We start from the raw sequence: 23,501 nt of genomic DNA on the forward strand, positions 1-23,501 counted from the left end.
GGTCTTGCAACACACCGGGCAGGACACCGGACGGCGCAGCGGTCGCCGCACGCCCGGTGTGCCGGGCGTCAGGCGAGGCCCGCCTCCTTCATCTGGCGCAGCTCCTTCTTCAACTCCCCCACCTCGTCGCGCAGCCGGGCGGCCACCTCGAACTGCAGGTCGGCGGCGGCGGCCCGCATCCGGTCGGTCATCTCCTCGATGATCCCGGCCAGTTCGGTCGCGGGACGGTCGCTGACCACCGCGCCGACCGACGTGCCCCTGCCCTTAGCGCCGCCCTTGGGTGCCTTCACCCCGAGCGTCGGCACCGGGGTCTTGGCCTCCTTGCCCTGCCGGTAGCCGGTGCCGAGGAGCTGCTCGGTGTCGATCTCCTCGCGGGCGATGGTCGCGACGATGTCGTTGATCTTCTTGCGCAACGGCTGCGGGTCGAGCCCGCGCTCGGTGTTGTAGGCGACCTGCTTCTCACGGCGGCGGTTCGTCTCGTCGATGGCCTGCGCCATCGCCGGAGTGACCTTGTCCGCGTACATATGGACCTGGCCGGACACGTTCCGGGCGGCGCGTCCGATGGTCTGGATGAGCGAGGTGCCGGACCGCAGGAAGCCCTGCTTGTCGGCGTCGAGGATGGCCACGAGGGACACCTCGGGGAGATCGAGACCCTCACGCAGCAGGTTGATGCCGACCAGGACGTCGTACTCGCCGGAGCGCAGTTCGCGCAGCAGCTCGATGCGGCGCAGGGTGTCGACGTCGCTGTGCAGATATCTGACCTGGATGCCGAGCTCCAGGAAGTAGTCGGTGAGGTCCTCCGACATCTTCTTGGTGAGGGTGGTGACCAGGACCCGCTCGTCGCGCTCGGTGCGCTTGCGGATCTCGTGCACCAGGTCGTCGATCTGGCCCTCGGTGGGCTTGACGACGATCTCGGGGTCGACCAGGCCGGTGGGGCGGATGATCTGCTCGACGAAGCCGTCGCCGCGCGAGAGCTCGTACTTCCCCGGGGTGGCGGAGAGGTAGACCGTCTGGTCGATCCGCTTCAGGAACTCCTCCCACTTCAGCGGGCGGTTGTCCATGGCGGACGGCAGCCGGAAGCCGTGGTCGACGAGGGTCCGCTTGCGGGAGGCGTCGCCCTCGTACATCGCGCCGATCTGCGGCACGGTGACGTGCGACTCGTCGAGGACGAGCAGGAAGTCCTCGGGGAAGTAGTCGAGGAGGGTGTTGGGGGCGGTGCCGGGGGCCCGCTCGTCGAAGTGCATCGAGTAGTTCTCGACGCCGGAGCAGCTGCCGATCTGGTGGAGCATCTCGATGTCGTACGTGGTGCGCATGCGCAGCCGCTGGGCCTCCAGCATCTTGCCCTGCTTCTCCAGCTCGGCCAGGCGCTCCTGGAGCTCCTCCTCGATGCCCCGGACGGCCTTCTGGAGCCGCTCGGGTCCGGCCACGTAGTGGCTGGCGGGGAAGATGTGCAGCGACCGGTCCTCGCTGATGACCTCGCCGGTCAGCGGGTGCAGGGTGGAGAGAGCCTCGATCTCGTCGCCGAACATCTCGATACGGACGGCGAGCTCCTCGTAGACCGGGAAGATCTCGATGGTGTCGCCCCGGACCCGGAAGGTGCCGCGGGTGAACGCGAGGTCGTTGCGCGCGTACTGCATCTCCACGAACCGGCGCAGCAGCTGGTCGCGGTCGATCTCCTCGCCGACCTTGAGCTGGACCATGCGGTCCACGTACTCCTGGGGCGTACCGAGGCCGTAGATGCAGGAGACGGAGGCGACCACGACGACGTCACGCCGGGTGAGCAGCGAGTTCGTCGCCGAGTGGCGCAGCCGCTCGACCTCCTCGTTGATCGAGGAGTCCTTCTCGATGTAGGTGTCCGACTGCGGGACGTACGCCTCGGGCTGGTAGTAGTCGTAGTACGAGACGAAATACTCCACCGCGTTGTTCGGCAGAAGCTCGCGGAACTCGTTGGCCAGCTGGGCGGCGAGCGTCTTGTTCGGCGCCATCACCAGGGTGGGGCGCTGCAGCTTCTCGATCATCCAGGCGGTGGTCGCCGACTTGCCGGTGCCGGTCGCGCCGAGCAGGACGACATCCTTCTCACCTGCGCGGATACGCCGCTCCAGCTCGGCGATGGCCGCCGGCTGGTCGCCGCTGGGCTGGTAGGGACTGACGACCTCGAAGGGCGCCACCGAACGTTCGATCTTGGAAACGGGCCGCATGCAACCACCGTACGGCCCGCCACTGACAACGGCCCCGGTTCGGCGCCGCGAGGCCGCAGCGCGCCCTCCCGCGGAGGCGGCGGGAGCGGCGGACGCGTTCAGTCCGACGGAAGGCGGCCGGAAGTGGGACCGGGCGCGGTCGGATGCAGGTGCACACCGAGCGAGGCCATGCCGGTGTAGTGCATCCCGGTCACCGCGACGGCCATCATGACGCCCGCGCCCAGGCCGGAGAGGAGGACACGGGCGGAGAGGGCCGCCCGGAGCGCGGCGGTGGCGGCGGTGGCGGCTATCAGGACCGAGAGGACGACGAGGGGCGTCTCGTAGGTGAAGTGCCCCCGGAAGCGGATGCCCGCCATGCCCAGGTAGTGCGTGGAGGCGATGCCGAGGCCGGTGAGGGTGCCACCGGTGATCAACGCCATGCGGGTCGCGCCCCTGTACCCGACAATGAAGAGGCCGACGCCGGCCATCACGACGGCCACGGCCAGGCCGGCGAGGACGTAGGGCTTGTCGTGGGAGAGCGGTGCCTCCACGACGGTGAAGCCCGCCATCGCCACGTAGTGCATGGTCCAGATCCCGGAGCCGATGGACAGCGCACCGAGCGCCAGCCGGCCGGTCTTGAAGGAGCGTGCCGTGCGCAGGGACCTGATGGTGCAGCGGAGGCCGAGAGCGGCCCCCAGACAGGCCACGAGGAAAGCCAGGACCGGGATCACCGGGCCATGGGTGAATCCGTCAACCGTTCCCTGCACGTCGGCACGCCCTTCGCGAAAGCCCGGGTTCGAGGGGGATGGCCCAGGGCCCCACAGGCATATGTAAGGAACACATTTTATCGGCACAGGACCGTGCTCCTGGCCCCCTGGCGTGTTCCCGGGCCACTCGGGCGGCGCGGGTTCCGTTCACTCCGCGGCCATCGCCGCCCCGGCCTACGCCCGCCCGGAGTTGGTGGGCCGCTGCCAGGGTCGTCGTGTCCGCACCCTCCGATACGGGAGTCCACGTGTTCGTACGCACCGCAACCGCCTCCACCGCCGCCGCGGCCGTACTCGGCGCCGGCGCCCTGCTGCTGCCCGCCGCCCAGCCGCAGGAGACATCCGCCCGGACCCCGGACCGGCAGGCCGGCCCCCTCGTCGTGGCCCACCGGGGCGCTTCGGGCTACGCGCCGGAGAACACGCTCGCCGCTGCGGACGCCGCGAAGGCGCTCGGCATCGACTGGGTCGAGAACGACGTCCACCGCACCAAGGACGGAGTGCTGGTCGTGCTGCACGACACCGGCCTGAAGCGCACGACCGACGTCGAGGAGGTCTTCCCCGACCGTGCTCCGTGGGCGGTCAAGGACTTCACCGCCGCGGAGGTGGCGAAGCTCGACGCGGGCAGTTGGTTCGGGGCTCGGTTCGCGGGGGCCCGGGTGCCGACGCTCACCCAGTTCGTTAACCGCCTGGAGCGCAACCGGCAGAAGCTGCTCCTGGAGATCAAGAGCCCGGCGACCTACCCGGGTATCGAGCGGGACATCCTGCGCGTGCTGGGCACGGCGGGGTGGCTGGACCGCTCGCACGTGCGGGACCGGCTGGTCATCCAGAGCTTCGGCGCCGCCAGCGTCAAGCAGGTGCACGCCCTGCGCCCCGACGTCACCACCGGCTTCCTGGGCACCCCGGCGGTGACCGACCTCCCCGCGTACGCGGCGTTCACCGACCAGATCAACCCCTCGTACACGACGATCGGCGCCGACTACGTGGCGGCCGTGCAGCGGCTCAAGGGGCCGCACGGCAAGCGGTTGAGGGTGAACACCTGGACGGTCAACGACGCGGCGAACGCGGCGAAGGTCCACGCCTGGGGCGTCGACGGCATCATCACCAACTATCCCGACGTGGTGCGCGACGCCACGCGCTGACGGGGGGTGGCCGGGCCGGTGCGGGGCGGGCCCGTCCGGTTTCCGCCGACGGGACCGCCGTTGTCAGTGGCCGGTCGTACCGTGGACCGCATGAACAGCTACGGGGCCGGTGCGGAGCCGGCCGTCGAGTGGTCCGTCGTGGAGAGCGCCATCGGGCCACTGCTGCTCGCCGCGACCCCCGCCGGTCTGGTGAGCGTGGCCTTCCACGCCCGCCCCGACGTGCGGGACGCGGCGCTCGTCCAGCTGCGGGCCCGGCTCGGCACGGAGCCGGTGGAGGCACCCGGCTCGCCGCGCCTCGCCGAGCCGATACGCCGGCTCGCGGCCTATTTCGCGGGAGGGCGGCAGGACTTCGGCCTGGAGCTGGACTGGTCGCTGACGGCCGGCTTCCACCGCGAAGTGCTCCGCGAGCTGGCGTCCGGAGTGCCTTACGGGACGGTCGTCGGGTACGGCGAGCTGGCCGCACGGGTCGGCCGGCCGGACGGGGCGCAGGCGGTGGGGGCCGCCATGGGGTCCAACCCGCTGCCGGTGGTGGTGCCCTGCCACCGCGTGGTGGAGAGCGACGGCGGCCTCGGGGGGTTCGGGGGCGGCCTGGAGACGAAACGGCAGCTGCTGGCGCTGGAGGGGGTGCTTCCGCAACCGCTGTTCTAGGGGGTGGCTGTGCGGCTGTTGCGGGGAGCGTGTGTCCGGTGGCTGTTGCGGAGGACCCGGTGGCTGTTACGGGGGACCCGGTGGCTGTCGCAGGCGGCGTCCGGCGGCTGTTCCAGCGGGTGAACCGGCAACCGGTGCGCTTCCCTGCCGCTTCGGCGGCCGGTTCACCCGTACGGGTGCAACACGCCGTTCATCTGATGGCACACTGCGCCGGTGACACCATCGCTCCCCTGCTCCGCCGTACCCCCGGTCACGGCCGCCGACCTGCCCGCCCTCCAGCGCCGGACGTCGGCCGTGCTCGTCGTCAGCCAGATACTCGGCGGCCTCGGTGTGGCCATCGGTATCGCCCTGGCTCCGATGCTGGCCACCGAGGTGACCGGCTCCGAGGCCCTGTCCGGGCTGGCCCCGACCGCGTCCGTCGTCGGCACGGCGCTGCTGTCGCTGCCGCTGGCCGCCCTGATGACCTCGCACGGCCGGCGCCCCGGCCTGGTGCTCGCCTATCTGGTCGGGGCGCTCGGCGGCGCTCTGGTGGTCCTCGGCACGATGGCGCGCAGCTTCCCGTTGCTGCTGCTCGGGATGGCCGCGTTCGGCGCCGGCTCCTCCGCCAACCTCCAGGCCCGCTTCGCGGCGGCCGACCTGGTCGGGCCGGAGAGGCGGGGCCGCGCGATCTCCACCGTCGTCTGGGCCACCACGATCGGCTCGGTGGCGGGCCCCAACATCGCGGCCCCGGCCGGCCGGCTGTTCCGCGGGAGCCCGGTGCCCGAGACCGCGGGCCCCTACCTCTGGTCCGCCGTCGCGTTCCTGCTCGCCGGAATGATCGTGGCCGTGCTGCTGCGCCCGGACCCTCTGCTCACGGCGCGCGCCCTGGCCCCGCAGAGTGTCCAGGGCCGGCGGAAGCGGTCCCTGCGCGACGGGGTCGCAGCCGTACGGGAGTCGCCGATGGCCAGGCTGGCCCTGGGGACCGTCACCGTGTCGCACACCGCGATGGTGTCGATCATGGTCATGACCCCGGTCCATCTGGGCGGGCACGGCGCCGGTCTCCAGCTGATCGGGCTGGTCATCAGCGGGCACATCGCGGGCATGTACGCGTTCTCGCCGGTGATGGGTTGGCTGGCCGACCGCTTCGGCCGGCTCTCCGTGATCGGCCTCGCGGTCGGCCTGCTGAGCTGTGCCGCACTGCTCGCGGGCACCGCGGGGCCCCGGCACGGTCAGACCGCCCTGGGCCTCTTCGTGCTCGGCCTCGGCTGGTCGGCGGGGATGATCGCCGGTTCGGCGCTGCTCACCGACTCCGTACCGCAGGACGCCCGGGCGGCAGTGCAGGGCCTGTCGGACCTGACCATGAACGCGGCGGCGGGCGTCGGCGGAGCGACGGCCGGGGTGATCGTCGCCCAGTGGGGGTACGGCCCACTGAACGCGATCGGTGCCGCCCTGCTGCTGCCGGTGGCCGCGGTGGCGCTGCGCCGGAGCACGAGGCCCTCCGCCGCCGGAGACTGAGCCTCGCAGGCCTCAGAGGCTGATGTGGTACGCCTTGCGGAGCGTCTCGTGGACCGTCCACGTCGTCCGGTCGCCCTCGCGCAGGACGCAGGCGTCCCCCGGCCCGATCTCCAGCGTCGCGCCGCCCTCGACCGCCACGGTCGCCCGTCCGCTGACGACCACGAACAGCTCGTTCGCCTCGGTGTCGGTCACCACTCCCGGCGTGATCTGCCAGATCCCGCGCACCTGCTTGCCGTCGGCGGACTCCCACAGCACCTTGCCCGTCACCACGGGGTCGCCCGAGACGATCTGTGCCTGATCCAGCGGCTCCGGTTCGAGCTCGGCGTCCGGGATGTGCACGGCGAAGGAGGCGGCAGCCTGGTCGTTTGTCGTCATGGCCGGTCACCTTAGCGACCACTTCCGGCCGACCCGCCACCAGGACCGGCCGGAACTGGTCTCCCCGTGGTTTGCAGCCCTCCTGCCCGCGACAGGGATGGGGGCATGCCACAGAACACCGATACCTCCTACGAGCCGGTCCTCTCCGCCGAGGTACGCGCGGCGCTGAACGGCGGGCTGCCCGTCGTGGCCCTGGAGTCGACGATCATCGCGCACGGGCTGCCGCGCCCCCGCAACCTCCGGGTGGCCATCGAGCTGGAAGGGATCGTCCGGTCCGCCGGCGCGGTCCCGGCCACCATCGCCGTCCTGGACGGGCGGGCCCGTGTGGGCTTGGAGAAGGACCAGTTGGAGCGGGTGGCCGGAGATCCGGCGGTCCGGAAGCTGGGCCACCGCGATCTCGCACCCGCCCTCGCGCTCGGGGCGAGCGGGGCGACGACGGTCTCCGCGACGGCGTTCCTGGCGGCGGGGGCGGGCCTGCGCTTCTTCGCCACCGGCGGGCTCGGGGGCGTGCACCGGGAGTGGGCCGACAGCCAGGACGAGTCAGCCGATCTGCGGCTGCTCGCCCGTACCGGCATCACGGTGGTCTGCGCGGGCGTGAAGTCGATCCTCGACGTCCCGGCGACGCTCCAGCGTCTGGAGACCCTGGGGGTGGGCATCCTGGGTTACGGCACCGGGCACTTCCCCGGCTTCTATCTGAGCAGCTCCGGCCAGCCGGTCGACTGGACCGTGCACAGCCCCGAGGAGGTGGTGGAGGTGGTCCGGGCGAAGGAGGCGCTGGGCGGCCCGGATGCCGCGCTGATCGTCGCCAACCCCGTACCGGAAAAAGACCAGTTGGACCCCACACTGCACGACCGGGTGCTGGCGGAGGCACTCGGCGCGTGCCGGGAGCGTGGGATCACCGGGCAGGGCGTCACCCCGTTCCTGCTGGACCAGCTGATGCGGCGGACCGAGGGCGCGTCGCTGGAGGCGAACCTGGCGGCGGTGCGCGGGAACGTGCGGCTCGCGGCGCGGATCGCCGCAGCGGCCGCCGTACGGTGACCGGCGCCGGCCCCTCGACCGGGCGCGGGCTCCTCGTGGTGGGGGAGGTGGTCACGGACGTGGTGGCGCTCCACGGATCCCCCCTCGTCCACGGCACGGACACCGCCGCCCGGATCCGGAGCGTGCCGGGCGGTGCGGGCGCCAACGTCGCGTGCTGGGCGGTGCGTTCGGGGTGCCGGGACGTGGCACTGCTGGCCCGGGCCGGGGCGGAGTCGGCCGAGTGGCACCGGGACGCGCTGGAGCGGGCGGGGGTGCGGGCGCTGCTGGCGGTGGACGAGGAGGTGGCGACCGCGACCGTCATCTCCCTGGTGGACGCCGCCGCCGAGCGGACGTTCCTCACCGACAGCGGGGCCGTGCTGCGGCTGGCCATCGAGGATTTCGCGCCGTCGATGCTGGACGGCGTGGGGTGGCTGCACCTCTCCGGCTATCTCCTGTTCGCCGCGACCAGCCGCGCCACGGCGCGGCTTGCCCTGCGGACGGCCCGGGAACGGGGCGTTCCGGTGAGCGCGGATCCGGCGTCGGCCGGGTTCCTCGCGAAGCTGGGCCCGAAGCGGTTCCTGGAGTTCGCCGAGGGGGCCGAGCTGCTGCTGCCGAACGCGGACGAGGCCCGGCTGCTGACCGGCCTGCCCGAACCGGCCGACGCGGCGGCGGAGTTGAGCCGTACGTTCCCCCGGATCGCCGTCACTGTGGGCGGCGGCGGTGCGGTGCTGGCCGCGGGGGGCGTGGTGACAGGGCAGGTCCGGGCCCGGCCGGTTCTCAACCCGGTCGACTCGACGGGGGCGGGCGACGCGTTCACCGGCGGGTTCCTCGCGGCCCTGCTGGCCGGGGCGGACGACCGGGCCGCCGCGGCGGAGGGCTGCCGGGCCGGGGCCGAGGCGGTGGCCACGGTGGGCGGGCGCCCGCCCCTCCCTCTGGAGCCGCCCCTCCCCTAGAGCCCGCCCCGCGCTGGAGGCCGCCGCCGACTCAGAGGCCGCCCAGCCCCGACCACGCCGGATGGAGCGGGTCGTCCGCGCGCACGACCACGTCCGCGACGTCAAAGGGCGCCACCTCGTCCTCGTAACGGGCGAAAGCGGACAGCGTCCACCGCTCCGCCTCCGCCGTGCGCCTCCGCAACGCCCCGGGTGAGAGCCGCACATGGACACTCAGCGCGAACGGGAACCAGTGCCCCAGCAGCAGCGGCCCGTGCACGATCACCACCCCGCCCTCCGGCAGCGGGTGGTACGGCGTACGGGTCGCCCGGTCCGTGACCGGGTCCCACAGGTCGGGCAGCACCCGCCCGGAGCCGCCCGCCTCCAGCGGCCCGAACACCTCGCGCCAGAGCGCGCCCGTGTCGAACCAGGATGCGGCGTACGAGTCCGGGTCCTCCTTGCCGTACTCGAAGCGCAGGCTCGCCGGGCGCAGGAACCCCTCGGTGGAGACCACGAGCACCGACCGGCCGCGCAGCCTCAGCTCATCGGCGACGCGTTCGGCCAGGTCACCGGTGCGGGCGGCCGGGGCGCCGTCGATACCGAGGGTGAGCCAGGGGGCTCCGTCGGCGGCGGTCAGGCCGTCGCTGTGCCGGGCCAGCTCGCCGGCCAGCCGTTCCCAGGTGATCGCTTCGAGTCGCACGCCTCCATCATCCATCCCCGTCGACGCACCCCCGCGTCACTCGCCCCGCAGCTCGGCGGCGAGTGACCCCTGACCCGACACCTCGATCCGGCCGTCCTTGACCGCCTCCGCGAGGGTGGCGCCGCCGCGCCCCAGCTCCAGGCACAGCTCGGCGTCGAGGGTGATGCGGGCGTCGGGCCGGGGCGCCGGGCCGAACCCGTAGACCTGGCCCTCGGACTCCACCGCCGCTCCCCCACCCGTACGTACATGGAACTCCCCCTCGTCCAGCCGGACTTCGAGGACCCCCACCTGGGTGAGCCCGGCCAGCGCGCGCAGCAGCGGCAGGGCGAACCAGTGGGCCCGTACGGCGTCGGTGGGGCGGCGTTCGGTGAGCGCCGGGGCTCCCCACTCGGCGAGGGCGGCGAGCACGGGCAGCAGGCCGTGGCCCCGCTCGGTCAGCTCGTAGACCGACGCGGCGGCGGGGGGCGGGAGCTTGCGCCGTACGGCGAGGCCGCCCTGCTCCATGTCCTTGAGACGGGAGGCCAGGACGTCGGTGGAGACGCCCGGCAGGTCGGCGTGGAGGTCGGTGTAGCGGCGGGGTCCGGCGAGCAGTTCGCGGACGATCAGCAGCGTCCACCGGTCGCCGACGGAGTCGAGGGCGCGGGCGGTGGCGCAGAACTGGTCATAGCTCCGGCGTCTGACCGGGCGTTGGGCGGCGGGCTGCTGACGTGGCATGCGACGCAGTCTAGACATGTTGTTGGACTTTCCAAGCTCACACTTGGTAAAACCAAGTATCGCAGTTCGGCTCGGGGAGGCACCGCATGGAGTTCCGGCAGTCCAGCAAGCTCAACGAGGTCTGTTACGAGATCCGGGGCCCGGTCATCGAGCACGCCAACGCCCTGGAGGAGGCGGGCCACAGCGTGCTCCGGCTCAACACGGGCAACCCGGCGCTCTTCGGCTTCGAGGCGCCGGAGGAGATCGTCCAGGACATGATCCGGATGCTGCCCCAGGCCCACGGCTACACCGATTCACGCGGCATCCTCTCCGCGCGGCGGGCGGTGGCCCAGCGCTACCAGGCCATGGGGCTCACCGAGGTCGGCGTGGACGACATCTTCCTCGGCAACGGCGTCTCCGAGCTGATCTCCATGGCCGTGCAGGCGTTGCTGGAGGACGGCGACGAGGTGCTGATCCCGGCCCCGGACTTCCCGCTCTGGACGGCGGTGACCACGCTCGCGGGCAGCAAGGCCGTGCATTACATCTGCGACGAGGAATCGGACTGGAACCCGGATCTCGCGGACATGGCGTCGAAGATCACCGACCGGACCAGGGCCGTCGTGATCATCAACCCGAACAACCCCACCGGCGCGGTCTATCCGCGCGAGATCCTCGAAGGCATTCTGGATCTGGCCCGTCGGCACGGGCTGATGGTGTTCGCCGACGAGATCTACGACCAGATCCTGTACGACGGGGCCGAGCACCACAGCGCGGCCGTCCTCGCCCCGGACCTGGTCTGCCTCACCTTCAGCGGCCTCTCGAAGACGTACCGGGTGGCCGGGTTCCGCTCCGGCTGGATGGTGGTGTCCGGTCCGCATCAGCACGCCCGCAACTATCTGGAGGGCCTCACCATGCTGGCCTCCATGCGCCTGTGCCCCAACGCGCCCGCGCAGTACGCCATTCAGGCCGCGCTCGGCGGGCGGCAGTCCATCCGGGAGCTGGTGGCCCCGGGCGGCAGGCTGCACGAGCAGCGCGACCGGGCCTGGGAGCGGCTGAACGAGATCCCCGGCGTCTCGTGCGTGAAGCCGAAGGGCGCGCTGTACGCGTTCCCGCGCATCGATCCGAAGGTGCACCCCATCCTCGACGACGAGAAGTTCGTGCTGGACCTGCTGCTGAGGGAGAAGATCCAGGTGGTGCAGGGCACCGGCTTCAGCTGGCCGCGCCCGGACCACTTCCGCATCCTGACCCTCCCGTACGCCGACGACCTCGACGCGGCGATCAGCCGCATCGGCCGCTTCCTGAACGGGTACCGGCAGTGAGGGGCCAATCGGGTCCGCGCCATGAAACGGGAGCGGGCCCGGAGGCGTAGCCGGCCTCCGGGCCCTGTGTGTGCCGCCCATCTTGCACGCCGGCACGTTTAAGGGTCCGGGTCAGTCATGATGTCGTCGCGTCCTGCCTTTGGACCACCGCAGATCGGAGCTCTGCGGGCCGGACTTGAACCGGCATCTCGACGCGCGCGGGCCCGGGCCCGTTCGATCCGGCGATCGGCGGCGAATGCTGAGTCTGGAGCAAGAGTCTGAGATTGACGGCGGTCTGCCTCTGCCTGCTTGGGCTACTCCGGCCCGTGCCGGAGGGAGGAGTCGAACCTCCACGGGAACCGCGCCTTCACGACAAGCTTCAGTTTCAGCTTGCGCTCCTCGCGCACCCCGGCCCCCTTGATCGGCGGCCGGGGAATCCATGGTCGGTCACCCGAAGAGGTAACCGAATACCGCATCACCCACCCGCTGGTCGGTGACGTCTGCGCCGTTGGCCTCCTCGCGGGCGAACTTCACGGCCTGCTGGAGCTTCTCGACCCGGTCCAGCAGCTCGTTGACGCGCCGCGCGGGCAGCGCCCCGGAGAACTTGACGGTCGTCCAGTACCCGATCGGGATGTCCTCGTAGTACACCTCGACCTGCGCCGGGTGCTTCTCGGTGGCCTCCGCCTTCACGTGGTTGCGGGGCACCTTCTTCGTACGGAGCGTCCGGACCGGCTCGGTCTTCCAGGAGTCCGTCGAGGGGTCCTGCACCCAGGACTCGGCGGCGTCCAGCACCGGCAGCTTGCGGATGAAGGTGTTGAGGTCGGTCAGCTGCTTCTCCAGGAAGAGCAGATACGACACCGGCACCTCGCTCACCAGCACCCGGCCGTCGACCTTCACATCGGCCCGGGCCGAGCAGTTCGCCCAGTCCTTCGTGGCGGTGACATCGAAGAGCCGGGTGAGCGTGGCGGCGGTGTCCCGCAGCACGTCCTCGGCCTTGACCTGGACCAGCGTCGACTCGGGCGGAAGCTGCTCGCCCTCCTCGTCCTTGGGCTGGTAGGTCCGGGAGATCCCGGCCAGCAGTCCGGCCTTCTGCAGGCCGTGGTGGGCTGCCGTCAGGTCCTGGTGCGCCTTGGACTTGACGCCCTTCTCCACTGCGATGATCTGATTGAGTTTCGCCACGTCAGGGACGCTAACAGCGTCAACTACGCTGTGGCCAAGGGTTTTACCGTACGTACGTGTCGTCGGGAGCCGCCGTGACCCTGTCGCCGGTCAGCAGGGCTTCGAGGGCGGCGACCGGGTCGAAGTCGGGGGTGGCGCGGGGCCACCAGTCGTCCGCGCCGGGGTCGGACTCGTAGCCGTACCAGCGGGCGTCGTGGCCGAAGCGGAGCTGGAGCGTGCCGGCGGGGTGGGCGAGGTGGTTGCGCCACGGCGTGAAGCGCGGGAAATCGGCGGCGGCCAGCAGGGGCCTCGCCCGGTCGAAGGGACCGGCCGGCGGGTCCCAGGGCGTCTCCAGGACCGTGAGGCCCTCGGCGCCGCCCTGCCGCCAGGCGGCCACCGCGCGAGCCAGGTCGGTGGTGTTGCGGCCGGTGGCGTGGGCCAGCTCCCGGTAGAGCGCGCGGGTGGTGGCGGTGAGACCGGCGGTCGGGCGTGAGGCGGCGATCCGGACGGCGTCCTGCCAGGGAGTGAGCCCGGCGAGCGGATCGCGGCCCGTCGTCAGGAGGGTGTGGGCGCGGGCGGCGGCGTCGGTGGCGAGGTGGTCCAGGCCCAGCGGGTCGCGCGCACCCGGCAGGTCCGGGTAGGACGGCGGCCGGCCCGGATACGGCGGTGCGGGAAGGGGCGCCGGGAGCGGCGGCAGGTACCGGTCCTCGAGGGCCTCCTCGACGGCGACCGACGGGGCGGCGGGCGCGGCGGGGCGCTCGCGGGCGGTGTGTTCGGCGTTGCGGCGGCCCAGCTCGTCCAGCAGCTCGCGCTCGCCCCGGCCCCGCATCAGCAGCAGGACGAACGGGTCGCTGTCCAGCAGCCGCGCGGTCTGGTAGCAGAGGGCGGCGACATGCTTGCACGGCCGGCCGTGGTCGGGGCACGTACAGCTCGGGTCCAGATCGTTGCCGCCGGGCAGCAGCCGGACGTCGGCCTCCCGCGCGGTGTCGGCCAGGGAGTGCGGCATCTCCTTCGCCAGCAGCGCGGAGAGGTGGCCGGGCTGGGTGGCGACCGCGTCGAGCAGGGTGTCCCAGCCGGTGTCGGTGAAGGTGCGCAGGCGCAGCTCGGCGCGGTAGGGACGGGCGCGGCTGCCGTGGACATAGGCGACGACGCGTCCGGGGGTGACGGTGATCGCGGCGACCTTGCCCTCGTCCGCGTACGCGCGGCCGCGGGCGAGCCGGGCCTCGTCCATCGACAGGGACTCCAGCGCGGCCACCCAGGCGCGGCCCCACCAGCTGTCCGCGAAGGGCTCGCCCTCCTGCGAGGTGCGGGCGGGCACCGCTTCGAAGGTGCGGCGCAGGTCGTCGGGGCCCGGCCGGGCGCGAGGAGCCGAGCGGGGGGCGGGGCGCGAAGCCGGACCGGGCATCGAACGGGGGCCCATGCGCGGGCTCATGCGGGCCTCCGCAGCGAGACGAGATCGGCGAGGTCCCGGTCGCTCAGCTCGGTGAGGGCGGTCTCACCGGTGCCGAGGACCGCGTCGGCGAGGGCGCGCTTGGACTCCAGCAGCTCGCCGATCCGGTCCTCCACCGTGCCCTCGGCGATGAGCCGGTGGACCTGCACGGGCTGGGTCTGCCCGATGCGGTACGCCCGGTCGGTGGCCTGCTCCTCCACGGCCGGGTTCCACCAGCGGTCGTAGTGGACGACATGGGCGGCGCGGGTGAGGTTCAGCCCGGTCCCGGCCGCCTTGAGGGAGAGCAGGAAGACGGGGACCTCGGCGGACTGGAAGCGGTCCACCATCCGCTCCCGCTCGGGCACCGGCGTACCGCCGTGCAGGAGCTGCGAGGGGATCGCGCGGGAGGCGAGGTGGGCGGAGAGGAGCTTCGCCATGGTCACGTACTGGGTGAAGATCAGGACCGAGCTGTCCTCGGAGAGGATCGTGTCGAGGAGCTCGTCCAGCAGGGCGAGCTTGCCGGAGCGGCCGGTGAGCCGGGTGGGCTCCTCCTTCAGATACTGCGCCGGGTGGTTGCAGATCTGCTTGAGCGAGGCCAGCAGCTTCATGACCAGACCGCGGCGGGCGATGCCCTCGGCCGCCTCGATCTGCGCCATCGTCTCGCGCACCGCCGCCTCGTACAGCGTGGCCTGCTCGCGGGTGAGGGAGACGGGATGGTCGGTCTCCGTCTTGGGCGGCAGCTCGGGGGCGATGCCGGGGTCGGACTTCTTGCGGCGGAGCAGGAAGGGGCGGACCAGCCGGGAGAGCCGCTCGACGGCCTCCTCGTTGCCCAGCCCCGCCGCTGTCCCTGTGTTCTCCACGATCCGGGCGTGCCGGGCCCGGAACGCCTTGAGCGGCCCGAGCAGGCCGGGGGTCGTCCAGTCGAGCAGGGCCCAGAGCTCGGAGAGGTTGTTCTCCACGGGGGTGCCGGTCAGGGCGACCCTGGCCGGGGCGGGGATGGTGCGCAGGGCCTTGGCGGTGGAGGAGTGGGGGTTCTTGACGTGCTGGGCCTCGTCGGCGACGACCAGGCCCCAGGTGTGCGCGGCGAGCTGGGGCGCACTGGAGCGCATGGTGCCGTACGTGGTGAGGACGAAGCCGCCGTCCTGCTCGCCCAGGGCCCGGTCGGTGCCGTGGAAGCGGCGGACCGGGACGCCGGGGGCGAAGCGGTTGATCTCCCGGTGCCAGTTGCCGAGGAGGGAGGCGGGGCAGACCACCAGGGTGGGCGCTTGACGCGCGCGGTGGAGGTGGAGGGCGATGAGGGTGATCGTCTTGCCGAGGCCCATGTCGTCGGCGAGGCAGCCCCCGAGCCCGAGCGCGGTCATCCGGTCCAGCCAGGCCAGGCCGCGCAGTTGGTAGTCGCGCAGGGTCGCGTCGAGACCGGGCGGCGGTGCGATCGTCCCGTCGTCAGCGAGGATGCGCGTACGAAGCGCGGCGAGAGCTCCGACCGGGACGGCCTCGACCTGCTCCCCGTCCACCTCGGCGCTCCCGGTGAGGGCGACGGCCAGCGCGTCCACCGGGTCCAGCAGCCCCAGCTCCCGCTTGCGCGCCTTCCGTACGAGCGCGGGGTCGACGACCACCCACTGGTCACGCAGCCGCACCACCGGGCGGTGGGCCTCGGCGAGGGTGTCCATCTCGGCCTCGGTCAGCCGCTCGTCGCCCAGCGACACCTGCCAGTTGAAGGCGAAGAGCTGCTCGGCGTCGAAGAACGAGGTGCCGTCGGTGGCCGATCCGGGCGCGGGCCGCACGACGGCGGCCGCGGTGAGCGAACGGGCCAGCTCGCGCGGCCAGTGCACGTGGACCCCGGCGGCCGCCAGCCGGGCTCCCGCGTCGCCCAGCAGCTCGTACAGCTCGTCCTCGGTGATCGCGAGCACATCGGGCACGGGCTGGTCCAGCAGCCGCTCCAGCGGGGCCCAGACCCGGGCGGCCCGCCGCAGCGCCAGCACCGCGTCGACCCGGGCGCGCGGCCCGAACGGCTCGCCCGCGAGCCCGTTCCAGAGGGCGGCGGCGTCGACCACGTACGTCGGGTCGGCGAGGCTGTGCACCTGCACGACGGCCGCGGCGGCGTGGCGCGCCGCCGGGTCGTCGGGGTGCGCCGGGGCGTCCTGATCGGTGGCCTCCCCGGAAGCCGTGACGGCGTAGGTGTCGGCGGTGTCGAACAGCTCGTAGGCGGAGAGGTCGAGCCGGAGCGAGACCCGGACCCCCGCGTCCAGGCCGGAGGCCACCTCGACGGCCCAGGCGGCGGCGTGCGGCAGGTGCTGGGGCTCCCGGGCGGCGAAGGGCGCGCCCATCGCGAAAGCGGCGGCGGGGGTGCGCGGGAGGGTGTCGGCGACCGCGTCCAGGAAGGACCCGATCAGCGCCTCCGGGTCGGGGAGCCGGGGCGGCCCGGGCGCCGGGAGCGGCACCGCGTACCCCTCGGCCGGCATCGCCGCGGCGGTGGCCCGCAGGTGCGCGACGTCCTCGGCATCCCGCGGGCCCGCCCGCCAGGCGTCGTGGCCGCCCGCTGTGAGACCCGGCAGGAGCCTGCCGCGCGCGACCAGGTGGAGGGCGTGCAGCGTGGCCGCGCCCCAGCAGCGGGTGGCTGGGTGGGCGGACGCCTGGTGCCGGGCGCGGACGAGCACGGGGAGCGCGTCGGCCACGGACAGCAGCGCGGCGGGCACCTCGGCGCTCCGCACACCGGGCTTCCCCCGGCCCCGGGTGCCGTCCCGCCGGACGACCGTGAGCTCGGCCGCGCTGTACGGCACACCGTCGGCCGGGGTCCGGTCGTCGGCATAGGCGGTGTCGTCCGCATAGGCGAAGGAGGATCCGTCCCGCGCGGACACTCCGGGCTCCGCGTGCGGGTCCCAGAAGGCGATCCGGCCGTCTCGCGGGACCGGGCCCGGCAGGAAGACCGCCGCGCAGCGCAGCAGGCGGGCGACGTCCGCGGTGCGCAGCTCGTCGGCGCGCGGGTCCCCAGCGCCCTGTGCCGCTGGCTCTGCCATTCCGGCCACCCCCTCCCACCTGGTCCGCTGATCCGACCAGCACGGTTCATGCTGACTCTGCGAGTCTAGGCGGGACGTCTGACAACCCTTCCCTCGGCTGCGTCACCGCAGTTCAGGGCGGTATGCGGGGGGCGCGGGACCGGTCCGGCACCAGTTACGCCCAGTGACGGGCGGACGGCCTGCCGGCTGTTCCGCTCCTCGCCCGGTCGGCCGCGCACGAAATGCCGGGGCGGTGGGGAGCGGGCAGGGTGGCCAGCGCCAGCACGTCTCCCCTGCGTGCCTATGAGGGCCGGAGGCGTACCGATGAGAACCGGACGAGCACCGGTGAGAGCCGGACGAGCAGACGAGGACCCGCCCATGTCCGTGACCGCGCCCGATCCCCGCCGCCGACACCGCCTCGGCGCCGTCGCCGCAGCCTCGCTCCTCGCCCTCACCGTCTCGGGCTGCTCCGGCCTCGGCCGCACCGCCGTCGGCCCGGTGACCTACCACACCGACCGCGAGGCGGTGGTGCAGGTGAACAGTCCCCCGGTACGCGGCTGCCACCGACTGGCCGCCACCGGGGCCCGGGAGATCGAGAACGGCACTCTGGTCGACATCGTCCTCTACCCCACCCGCGACTGCACCGGCCACGGGACGGCCTACGTGGCCACCCGGTTCAGCGACGTGGCGGCCGAGAACGGTCCGCCGTGGCGCAGCTACACCTTCGTGCACTGAGCGAGCCGGAGACTGCGGCAGCCCGTAGGCGAGGAAGGCCGCCCGTCAGCGTGGGCGGCGGCCCGTACGCGAGGAAGGCCGCCGGCCGGCATGTGGGGCCGGCCGGCACGTGGGGCGGGCCGGCAGTCAGGTGCCGTCGGCGACTGGTCCACCGCCGTCACCGCGGAGCCGTGCTCGACGCGCGGGTGAGCAGAGGACGATGTCGGCCAGCGTGCCGTCCCCGCATATCCCTCGCATACCAGTGACTCACCCATGAGGGACCAACGGCCCGCCCCGCTGCCTCGGTTCCCGTCGAGGGCCTCACGGGTCCATGCTGGAGGGTGAGGTGATCGCCATGCGTACCGGCAGTGAGCCCGCGACCGCCCGCAGTCCGCTGCGGATGCGGCTGTGGCTGAGTCTCTGGGGGACGTTCTGGGCGCTCTTCGGCCTGCTGGCCTTCTCCCTGACCGGGCGGCCGGGCTGGGCGGTGGCCTGCGCGGCGCTCCTGGCCCTCACGGTCCTGGACCTCTGCGTGGTCATTTACCGCATGCGCCAGGGGGCGCACTACCAGCCGGGCCGGAACGTGCCCCCGTACGAGCCCGACCGGGGCGGGCGCCCTCGGTGGCGCAGGCCGGACCAGGGGGACGGTATGAAACCGCCGTGACGGGCCTGCTGCGCCCGGCGCTCAGCCCGGACGCTCAGGTCCCGGACCGCTCAGGTCCCGGACCGCTCAGGCCCCGGACCGCTCAGGCCCCGGACCGCTCAGTCCCCCGCCTCGAACCTGGCAGCCTTCAGGTAGTCCGGCTTCGGATCCAGCGCCGCCGCGAGCCGGAAGTGGCGCGTCGCCGCTTCCGGGCGGCCCGCCCGCTCGAAGGTGCGGGCCAGCGCGTAGTGGGCGAACGCGTTGTCCGGCTCGCGCTCCAGCACCAGCTCGAACTCCAGCTCGGCTGGGCGCAGTTGGGCGGAGGCGAAGAAGGCGCGGGCCCGCAGCAGCCGGGCGGCGGTGTTCTCCGGGTGGGCGGCGATCACCGAGTCGAGCAGCTTGACCGCGCCCCGTGGGTCCCGGGCGTCGAGCAGTTGCTCGGCCGCGCGGAAGTCGATGACATGGGTTTCCGGGTTGCTCTCGGGCACGATCGCATCCTTCCCTTCGCTCCCGGTTTCCAACATCCGCCCCGGAGCGGGTATTCCGGCCCGGGGGTCAGCCGGTGGCGGCGGCCCTGCGGAGTAGCTCCTCCCAGAGCCCGCGGACCTGCGGCTCCAGCGCCTCCAGCGGCCCGTCGTTGTCGACGGTCAGATCGGCGACGGCGAGGCGTTCCTCGCGGGTCGCCTGGGCGGCCATCCTGGCGCGGGCGTCGGACTCGGTCATCCCGCGCTGGTTCACCAGCCGGTCCAGCTGTGTCCCGGGGGACGCGTCCACGACGACGACCAGGTCGTAGAAGGAGGCGAGGGCGTTCTCCGCCAGCAGCGGTACGTCGTGGATGACGACGGCGTCCGCACCCGCCTCCCGCTCCAGCTCGGCGGCGCGGGCGCCGACCAGGGGGTGGACGATCGCGTTCAGCGCGGCGCGGCGGTCCGGGTCGGCGAAGACGATACGGCCGAGCGCCGGGCGGTCGAGGGTGCCGTCGTCGGCCAGGACGTCCCGCCCGAACTCCTCGACCACGGCCGCAAGACCCGGGGTTCCGGGCTCCACGACCTCGCGTGAGATCCGGTCGGAGTCGATCAGCACGGCACCGTACTCGACGAGTCGCCGGGAGACTTCGCTCTTGCCGGCGCCGATCCCGCCGGTCAGGCCCACTTTCAGCATGGGCCGCAGCCTACGGGGCGCGCCCGGGCCCTCAGCCGTCGCCCTCCCGCTCGGCCAGGAAGCGCTCGAACTCGCGGCCGATCTCGTCGGCGGACGGCAGGTCGACCGGTTCGGCGACGAGGTTGCCGCGGGTCTCGGATCCGGCGACGGCGTCGTACTGGTGCTCAAGGCCCTCGACGAGGGCGACGAGTTCCTCGTCGCCCTGCCCGATCTGCCGGTCGATCTCGGTCTGGGTGCGGTGCGCCTCGGTACGCAGGGAGTGGGCGAGCGCGGGCAGGACCAGGCCGGTCGCGGCGGTGATCGCCTCCAGCGCGGTCAGGGCCGCGTCCGGGTAGGCGGACCGGGCGACGTAGTGCGGGACGTGGGTGGCGACCCCGAGGACGTCGTGGCCGGACTCCATCAGCCGGTACTCGACGAGGGACTCCGCCGATCCGGGGACCTGGGCCTCGTCGAAGGGGCTGCGGTGACCTGGCATCAGGTCCGTGCGGTTGCCGTGCGGGGTGATGCCGACGGGGCGGGTGTGCGGGACGCCCATGGGGATGCCGTGGAAGTTCACCGTGAGGCGTACGCCGAGGCGCTCGACGACCTGCTCCACGGCGGCGGCGAACCGCTCCCACTCCACGTCCGGCTCCGGGCCCGACAGCAGCAGGAAGGGCGCTCCGGTGGCGTCCTGGACGACCCGGACCTCCAGGGTCGGGGCCTCGAAGGACGTCCAGCGGTCGCGTCGGAAGGTCAGCAGCGGACGCCGGGCGCGGTAGTCCACGAGCCGGTCGTGGTCGAAGCGGACCACGACCTGGTGGGGCAGCGTCTCGAGCAGGCCGTCGACGATCTGCTCGCCGGTCTCGCCCGCGTCGATGTACCCGTCGAAGTGGTAGAGCATGACCAGGCCGGCCGACTCCTGGGCCAGCGCCATGTCGACGACGGCCAGCCCCTTCGGCTCCCATTCGTACAAACTCTGCGGATCAGGCACGGTTACCGCTCCTCCTCGTGTTCCTTGGGAAGAACGCGGCCCGCTCCATGAGCATTCCCGGCGACCGCACTTTCCGGCAGCGGGGCTTCACGGCGCGTCAGGTATTGGTCCAGACCTTGACGCACCCTACGGCCGTCCCTACCGTCACTGGGCAACACGTTCAGGGACGCATCCCGTATTCATGCACAGGAATGTACGGGCACGTCCTGGACCCCTCCGACGGGAAGGCCCCCCATGCGCCCCCGCACTCCCCTCACCGCCCTGTCGGCCGCCGCCCTCGCGACCGCCGGGCTGACCCTGACAGGGGCCGGGCCCGCGGACGCCACCGCGGCGGCCGTGATCGACGTGTCCACCGCGGCCCAGCTGAAGGCGGCGCTCACCACCGTCTTTCCGGGCGACACGATCCGGCTCGCCGACGGCACGTACACCGGGAACTTCAAGGCCACCAGGCCCGGCACCCCCGGCGCCCGCATCACCCTCACCGGCTCCAGCGGGGCCGTCCTGACGGCGGGCGGCGGCTACGGGCTGCACCTGAACGGCGCCTCGTACTGGACGGTCCACGGCGTCACGGTCACGGGCGGCCAGAAGGGCATCATGGCCGACGCGGCGAACGGCGTCGTCATCGACTCGGTGACCGTCCACGACCTCGACATGGAGGGCGTCCACTTCCGCAAGTCCTCGCGCGACGGTGTACTCAAGAACTCCCGCGTCTACGACACCGGGCAGAACGGGCGCGGCATGGGCGAGGGCGTGTACGTCGGGACGGCGAACGACCTGTCCGACCGGAGCGACAACGCGCAGATCCTGAACAACACGATCGGGCCGGGTGTCGGCGGCGAGAACATCGACATCAAGGAAGGCACCACGGGCGCCCGGATCATCGGCAACACCTTCGACGGCAGCGGGCTCACCGGGGCCAACTACGACGACTCCTGGGTCGACGTGAAGGGCAACAACGTCCTGGTGCAGGGCAACAGGGGCGCCCGCACCACCAACAACGGCTACGAGACCCACACCCAGCAGGGCGGCTGGGGCTGCGGCACCGTCTTCCGCAACAACACCTCGAACCTGTCCGGCGCCACCGGCGACCGGCAGCTCGCCGTCAACGTCACCAACAACAGCGCCACCTGCCGCACCACCGTGTACGCGAGCAACACCGTCACCGGCGGCAGGGGCCTGACCAACATCATCGTCACGCCCTGACGGGCTGAATCACGAGTGAGGCCCGCCCCCCAAAGGGAACGGGCCTCACTCTCCGTGCTCTACAGCTTTACCGCAGCCGATGAGCCGTCGGGGTCCGGAGCGTCAGCTCTGGCCGCCCGCCAGCTTCTCGCGCAGGGCAGCCAGGGCCTCGTCCGACGCGAGGGCGCCGGAGTTGTCCGCAGACTCCGAGGAGTACGAGCCGCCGCCACCGCTGCCGCCGGAGGCGGCCGGAGCAGCGCCGGCCGGGGCGGCAGCGCCCTCGGCAGCAGCAGCCTCGTCGGCCTCGCGGGACTTGATGACCTGGGCCTGGTGCTGCTCGAAGCGCGTCTGCGCCTCGGCGTACTGGGTCTCCCAGACCTCGCGCTGCGCCTCGAAGCCCTCGAGCCAGTCGTTGGTCTCGGGGTCGAAGCCCTCGGGGTAGATGTAGTTGCCCTGGTCGTCGTACGACGCGGCCATGCCGTACAGCGTCGGGTCGAACTCGACCGAGGCCGGGTCGCCACCGAAGGACTCGTTGGCCTGCTTCAGCGAGAGGCTGATGCGGCGGCGCTCGAGGTCGATGTCGATGACCTTGACGAAGATCTCGTCGTTGACCTGGACGACCTGCTCCGGGATCTCCACGTGGCGCTCGGCCAGCTCGGAGATGTGGACCAGACCCTCGATGCCCTCGTCGACGCGGACGAACGCGCCGAACGGAACGAGCTTCGTGACCTTACCCGGGACGACCTGACCGATCTGGTGCGTCCGGGCGAACTGCTGCCACGGGTCTTCCTGGGTCGCCTTGAGCGACAGGGAGACGCGCTCGCGGTCCATGTCGACGTCGAGGACCTCGACGGTGACCTCCTGGCCGACCTCGACAACCTCGGAGGGGTGGTCGATGTGCTTCCAGGAGAGCTCGGAGACGTGCACGAGACCGTCGACGCCACCCAGGTCCACGAAGGCACCGAAGTTGACGATCGAGGAGACGACGCCGGAGCGGACCTGACCCTTCTGCAGGGTGGTGAGGAACGTCTGGCGAACCTCGGACTGGGTCTGCTCGAGCCAGGCGCGGCGGGACAGGACCACGTTGTTGCGGTTCTTGTCCAGCTCGATGATCTTCGCCTCGAGCTCCTTGCCCACGTAGGGCTGGAGGTCGCGGACACGACGCATCTCGACGAGCGACGCCGGGAGGAAGCCACGGAGGCCGATGTCGAGGATGAGACCACCCTTGACGACCTCGATGACGGTACCGGTGACGATGCCGTCTTCTTCCTTGATCTTCTCGATGGTGCCCCAGGCACGCTCGTACTGAGCGCGCTTCTTCGAGAGGATCAGGCGGCCTTCCTTGTCCTCCTTCTGGAGGACAAGGGCCTCGATCTCGTCGCCGACCTTGACGACCTCGTTCGGGTCGACGTCGTGCTTGATCGAGAGCTCGCGGCTCGGGATGACGCCTTCGGTCTTGTAACCGATGTCGAGGAGAACTTCGTCCCGGTCAACCTTGACGATGACACCGTCAACGATGTCGCCGTCGTTGAAGTACTTGATCGTCTCGTCGATCGCCGCGAGGAACGCGTCCGCGTCGCCGATGTCGTTGACCGCAACCTGCGGAGTGGTGGCGGTGGTCTCGGTGCTGCTCGTCATGTGGGAAAGGGCTCCGGTACGGACAGAGAGTCGTAGGTACTGCTACGCCGAAAGCCCGTATCGCCTCTGCAGAAGCCGGACAGCCTGGAAAGCGCGCAATCCGTTTCCGGAGAGACGCCTCGACAACCGAGGGGACATGCAACAGACGCGAGCGCGGCCTGCTAGGTCTGAGGCGCGCAGGCTCGCAGCGCAACTTGTAGCATACGGGGGCAGCCGGACAGGGTCAATGCGCACAGGCGCAGACCGGGGACACGAAGGCCCCGTAACGGCCCTGCACCGGAGCAACTCCTGTTCTCCGAGGCGTGTTCGGGCCGATCGGCCCGAACACGATACGGCAGTGCGGCAAGGCGTCGCGCACACGCGTCCGTACCCGGTA

At 72.1% G+C, this 23,501-nt stretch carries 20 protein-coding genes and 2 pseudogenes; 9 read left to right on the top strand and 13 right to left on the bottom strand.

Going from position 1 to position 23,501, the window contains the following annotated elements:
- Positions 1 to 68: 68 nt before the first annotated feature.
- Complete coding sequence (uvrB, locus tag ABZ154_RS06170; protein WP_356829540.1) at positions 69 to 2,198, bottom strand: excinuclease ABC subunit UvrB; 2,130 nt, start codon at positions 2,196 to 2,198, stop codon at positions 69 to 71.
- A gap of 131 nt (positions 2,199 to 2,329) precedes the next feature.
- A pseudogene (locus ABZ154_RS06175) lies at positions 2,330 to 2,944 on the bottom strand (MHYT domain-containing protein); the annotation flags it as partial.
- Between the two features lie 245 nt (positions 2,945 to 3,189).
- On the opposite strand from ABZ154_RS06175, the gene ABZ154_RS06180 reads away from it, so the two are divergent.
- From ABZ154_RS06180 to ABZ154_RS06190, 3 genes are all read left to right on the top strand, one after another.
- Positions 3,190 to 4,080, top strand: coding sequence for a glycerophosphodiester phosphodiesterase family protein (locus ABZ154_RS06180; protein WP_356829542.1), 891 nt, complete (start codon positions 3,190 to 3,192; stop codon positions 4,078 to 4,080).
- 90 nt (positions 4,081 to 4,170) lie between these two features.
- Complete coding sequence (locus ABZ154_RS06185; RefSeq protein WP_356829544.1) at positions 4,171 to 4,728, top strand: methylated-DNA--[protein]-cysteine S-methyltransferase; 558 nt, start codon at positions 4,171 to 4,173, stop codon at positions 4,726 to 4,728.
- Between the two features lie 294 nt (positions 4,729 to 5,022).
- Positions 5,023 to 6,222 (top strand): MFS transporter, encoded by a 1,200-nt coding sequence (locus ABZ154_RS06190; protein ID WP_356829700.1) that lies wholly within the window; start codon positions 5,023 to 5,025, stop codon positions 6,220 to 6,222.
- 12 nt (positions 6,223 to 6,234) lie between these two features.
- Here ABZ154_RS06190 and ABZ154_RS06195 read toward each other — a convergent pair whose 3' ends face one another.
- Positions 6,235 to 6,597 (bottom strand): cupin domain-containing protein, encoded by a 363-nt coding sequence (locus tag ABZ154_RS06195; protein WP_356829546.1) that lies wholly within the window; start codon positions 6,595 to 6,597, stop codon positions 6,235 to 6,237.
- Positions 6,598 to 6,702: 105 nt separating this feature from the next.
- On the opposite strand from ABZ154_RS06195, the gene ABZ154_RS06200 reads away from it, so the two are divergent.
- The gene (locus tag ABZ154_RS06200) at positions 6,703 to 7,635 is read left to right on the top strand and encodes a pseudouridine-5'-phosphate glycosidase (RefSeq protein ID WP_356829548.1); all 933 of its coding nucleotides are present in this window, start codon (positions 6,703 to 6,705) and stop codon (positions 7,633 to 7,635) included.
- A complete protein-coding gene (locus ABZ154_RS06205) occupies positions 7,632 to 8,567 on the top strand; it encodes a PfkB family carbohydrate kinase (RefSeq protein ID WP_356829550.1) in 936 nt (311 codons plus the stop codon). The genes ABZ154_RS06200 and ABZ154_RS06205 overlap by 4 nt, the downstream gene beginning before the upstream one ends.
- Positions 8,568 to 8,598: 31 nt before the next feature.
- On the opposite strand, the gene ABZ154_RS06210 is transcribed toward ABZ154_RS06205, so the two are convergent.
- Positions 8,599 to 9,243, bottom strand: a complete 645-nt coding sequence (locus tag ABZ154_RS06210; protein ID WP_356829552.1) for a uridine kinase — start codon at positions 9,241 to 9,243, stop codon at positions 8,599 to 8,601.
- Positions 9,244 to 9,279: 36 nt separating this feature from the next.
- A complete protein-coding gene (locus ABZ154_RS06215) occupies positions 9,280 to 9,957 on the bottom strand; it encodes a winged helix-turn-helix transcriptional regulator (RefSeq protein ID WP_356829554.1) in 678 nt (225 codons plus the stop codon).
- Between the two features lie 86 nt (positions 9,958 to 10,043).
- On the opposite strand from ABZ154_RS06215, the gene ABZ154_RS06220 reads away from it, so the two are divergent.
- The gene (locus ABZ154_RS06220; RefSeq protein WP_356829556.1) at positions 10,044 to 11,255 is read left to right on the top strand and encodes a pyridoxal phosphate-dependent aminotransferase; all 1,212 of its coding nucleotides are present in this window, start codon (positions 10,044 to 10,046) and stop codon (positions 11,253 to 11,255) included.
- A 306-nt stretch (positions 11,256 to 11,561) separates the two neighbouring features.
- Here ABZ154_RS06220 and ABZ154_RS06225 read toward each other — a convergent pair.
- The 4 genes and pseudogenes from ABZ154_RS06225 to ABZ154_RS06240 all read right to left on the bottom strand — a co-directional run bounded on the left by ABZ154_RS06225 (position 11,562) and on the right by ABZ154_RS06240 (position 16,838).
- Positions 11,562 to 11,647: pseudogene (locus tag ABZ154_RS06225) on the bottom strand.
- Positions 11,648 to 11,681: 34 nt separating this feature from the next.
- Entirely contained in the window at positions 11,682 to 12,413 is a 732-nt protein-coding gene (locus ABZ154_RS06230) for a hypothetical protein (RefSeq protein ID WP_109977272.1), read from the bottom strand.
- Between the two features lie 43 nt (positions 12,414 to 12,456).
- Positions 12,457 to 13,812, bottom strand: coding sequence for an SWIM zinc finger family protein (locus tag ABZ154_RS06235; protein WP_356829702.1), 1,356 nt, complete (start codon positions 13,810 to 13,812; stop codon positions 12,457 to 12,459).
- A gap of 8 nt (positions 13,813 to 13,820) precedes the next feature.
- Positions 13,821 to 16,838, bottom strand: a complete 3,018-nt coding sequence (locus ABZ154_RS06240; RefSeq protein WP_356829558.1) for a DEAD/DEAH box helicase — start codon at positions 16,836 to 16,838, stop codon at positions 13,821 to 13,823.
- Positions 16,839 to 17,195: 357 nt separating this feature from the next.
- On the opposite strand from ABZ154_RS06240, the gene ABZ154_RS06245 reads away from it, so the two are divergent.
- The gene (locus ABZ154_RS06245; protein ID WP_356829560.1) at positions 17,196 to 17,552 is read left to right on the top strand and encodes a hypothetical protein; all 357 of its coding nucleotides are present in this window, start codon (positions 17,196 to 17,198) and stop codon (positions 17,550 to 17,552) included.
- A 310-nt stretch (positions 17,553 to 17,862) separates the two neighbouring features.
- The gene (locus ABZ154_RS06250) at positions 17,863 to 18,195 is read left to right on the top strand and encodes a DUF6343 family protein (protein ID WP_356829562.1); all 333 of its coding nucleotides are present in this window, start codon (positions 17,863 to 17,865) and stop codon (positions 18,193 to 18,195) included.
- A gap of 98 nt (positions 18,196 to 18,293) precedes the next feature.
- On the opposite strand, the gene ABZ154_RS06255 is transcribed toward ABZ154_RS06250, so the two are convergent.
- The 3 genes from ABZ154_RS06255 to ABZ154_RS06265 all read right to left on the bottom strand — a co-directional run bounded on the left by ABZ154_RS06255 (position 18,294) and on the right by ABZ154_RS06265 (position 20,305).
- On the bottom strand, positions 18,294 to 18,662 hold the full coding sequence (locus tag ABZ154_RS06255; protein WP_356829564.1) for a tetratricopeptide repeat protein: 369 nt from the start codon (positions 18,660 to 18,662) through the stop codon (positions 18,294 to 18,296).
- 67 nt (positions 18,663 to 18,729) lie between these two features.
- Positions 18,730 to 19,335, bottom strand: coding sequence for a dephospho-CoA kinase (gene coaE, locus ABZ154_RS06260; RefSeq protein WP_356829566.1), 606 nt, complete (start codon positions 19,333 to 19,335; stop codon positions 18,730 to 18,732).
- A 31-nt stretch (positions 19,336 to 19,366) separates the two neighbouring features.
- On the bottom strand, positions 19,367 to 20,305 hold the full coding sequence (locus tag ABZ154_RS06265; RefSeq protein WP_356829568.1) for a PAC2 family protein: 939 nt from the start codon (positions 20,303 to 20,305) through the stop codon (positions 19,367 to 19,369).
- A 234-nt stretch (positions 20,306 to 20,539) separates the two neighbouring features.
- On the opposite strand from ABZ154_RS06265, the gene ABZ154_RS06270 reads away from it, so the two are divergent.
- A complete protein-coding gene (locus ABZ154_RS06270) occupies positions 20,540 to 21,508 on the top strand; it encodes a right-handed parallel beta-helix repeat-containing protein (RefSeq protein WP_356829570.1) in 969 nt (322 codons plus the stop codon).
- A gap of 102 nt (positions 21,509 to 21,610) precedes the next feature.
- On the opposite strand, the gene rpsA is transcribed toward ABZ154_RS06270, so the two are convergent.
- Entirely contained in the window at positions 21,611 to 23,125 is a 1,515-nt protein-coding gene (gene rpsA, locus ABZ154_RS06275) for a 30S ribosomal protein S1 (protein ID WP_031125625.1), read from the bottom strand.
- Between the last annotated feature and the right edge of the window lie 376 nt (positions 23,126 to 23,501).

Source organism: Streptomyces sp. NPDC006261 (assembly GCF_040613515.1).
Classification (GTDB): Bacteria; Actinomycetota; Actinomycetes; order Streptomycetales; family Streptomycetaceae; genus Streptomyces.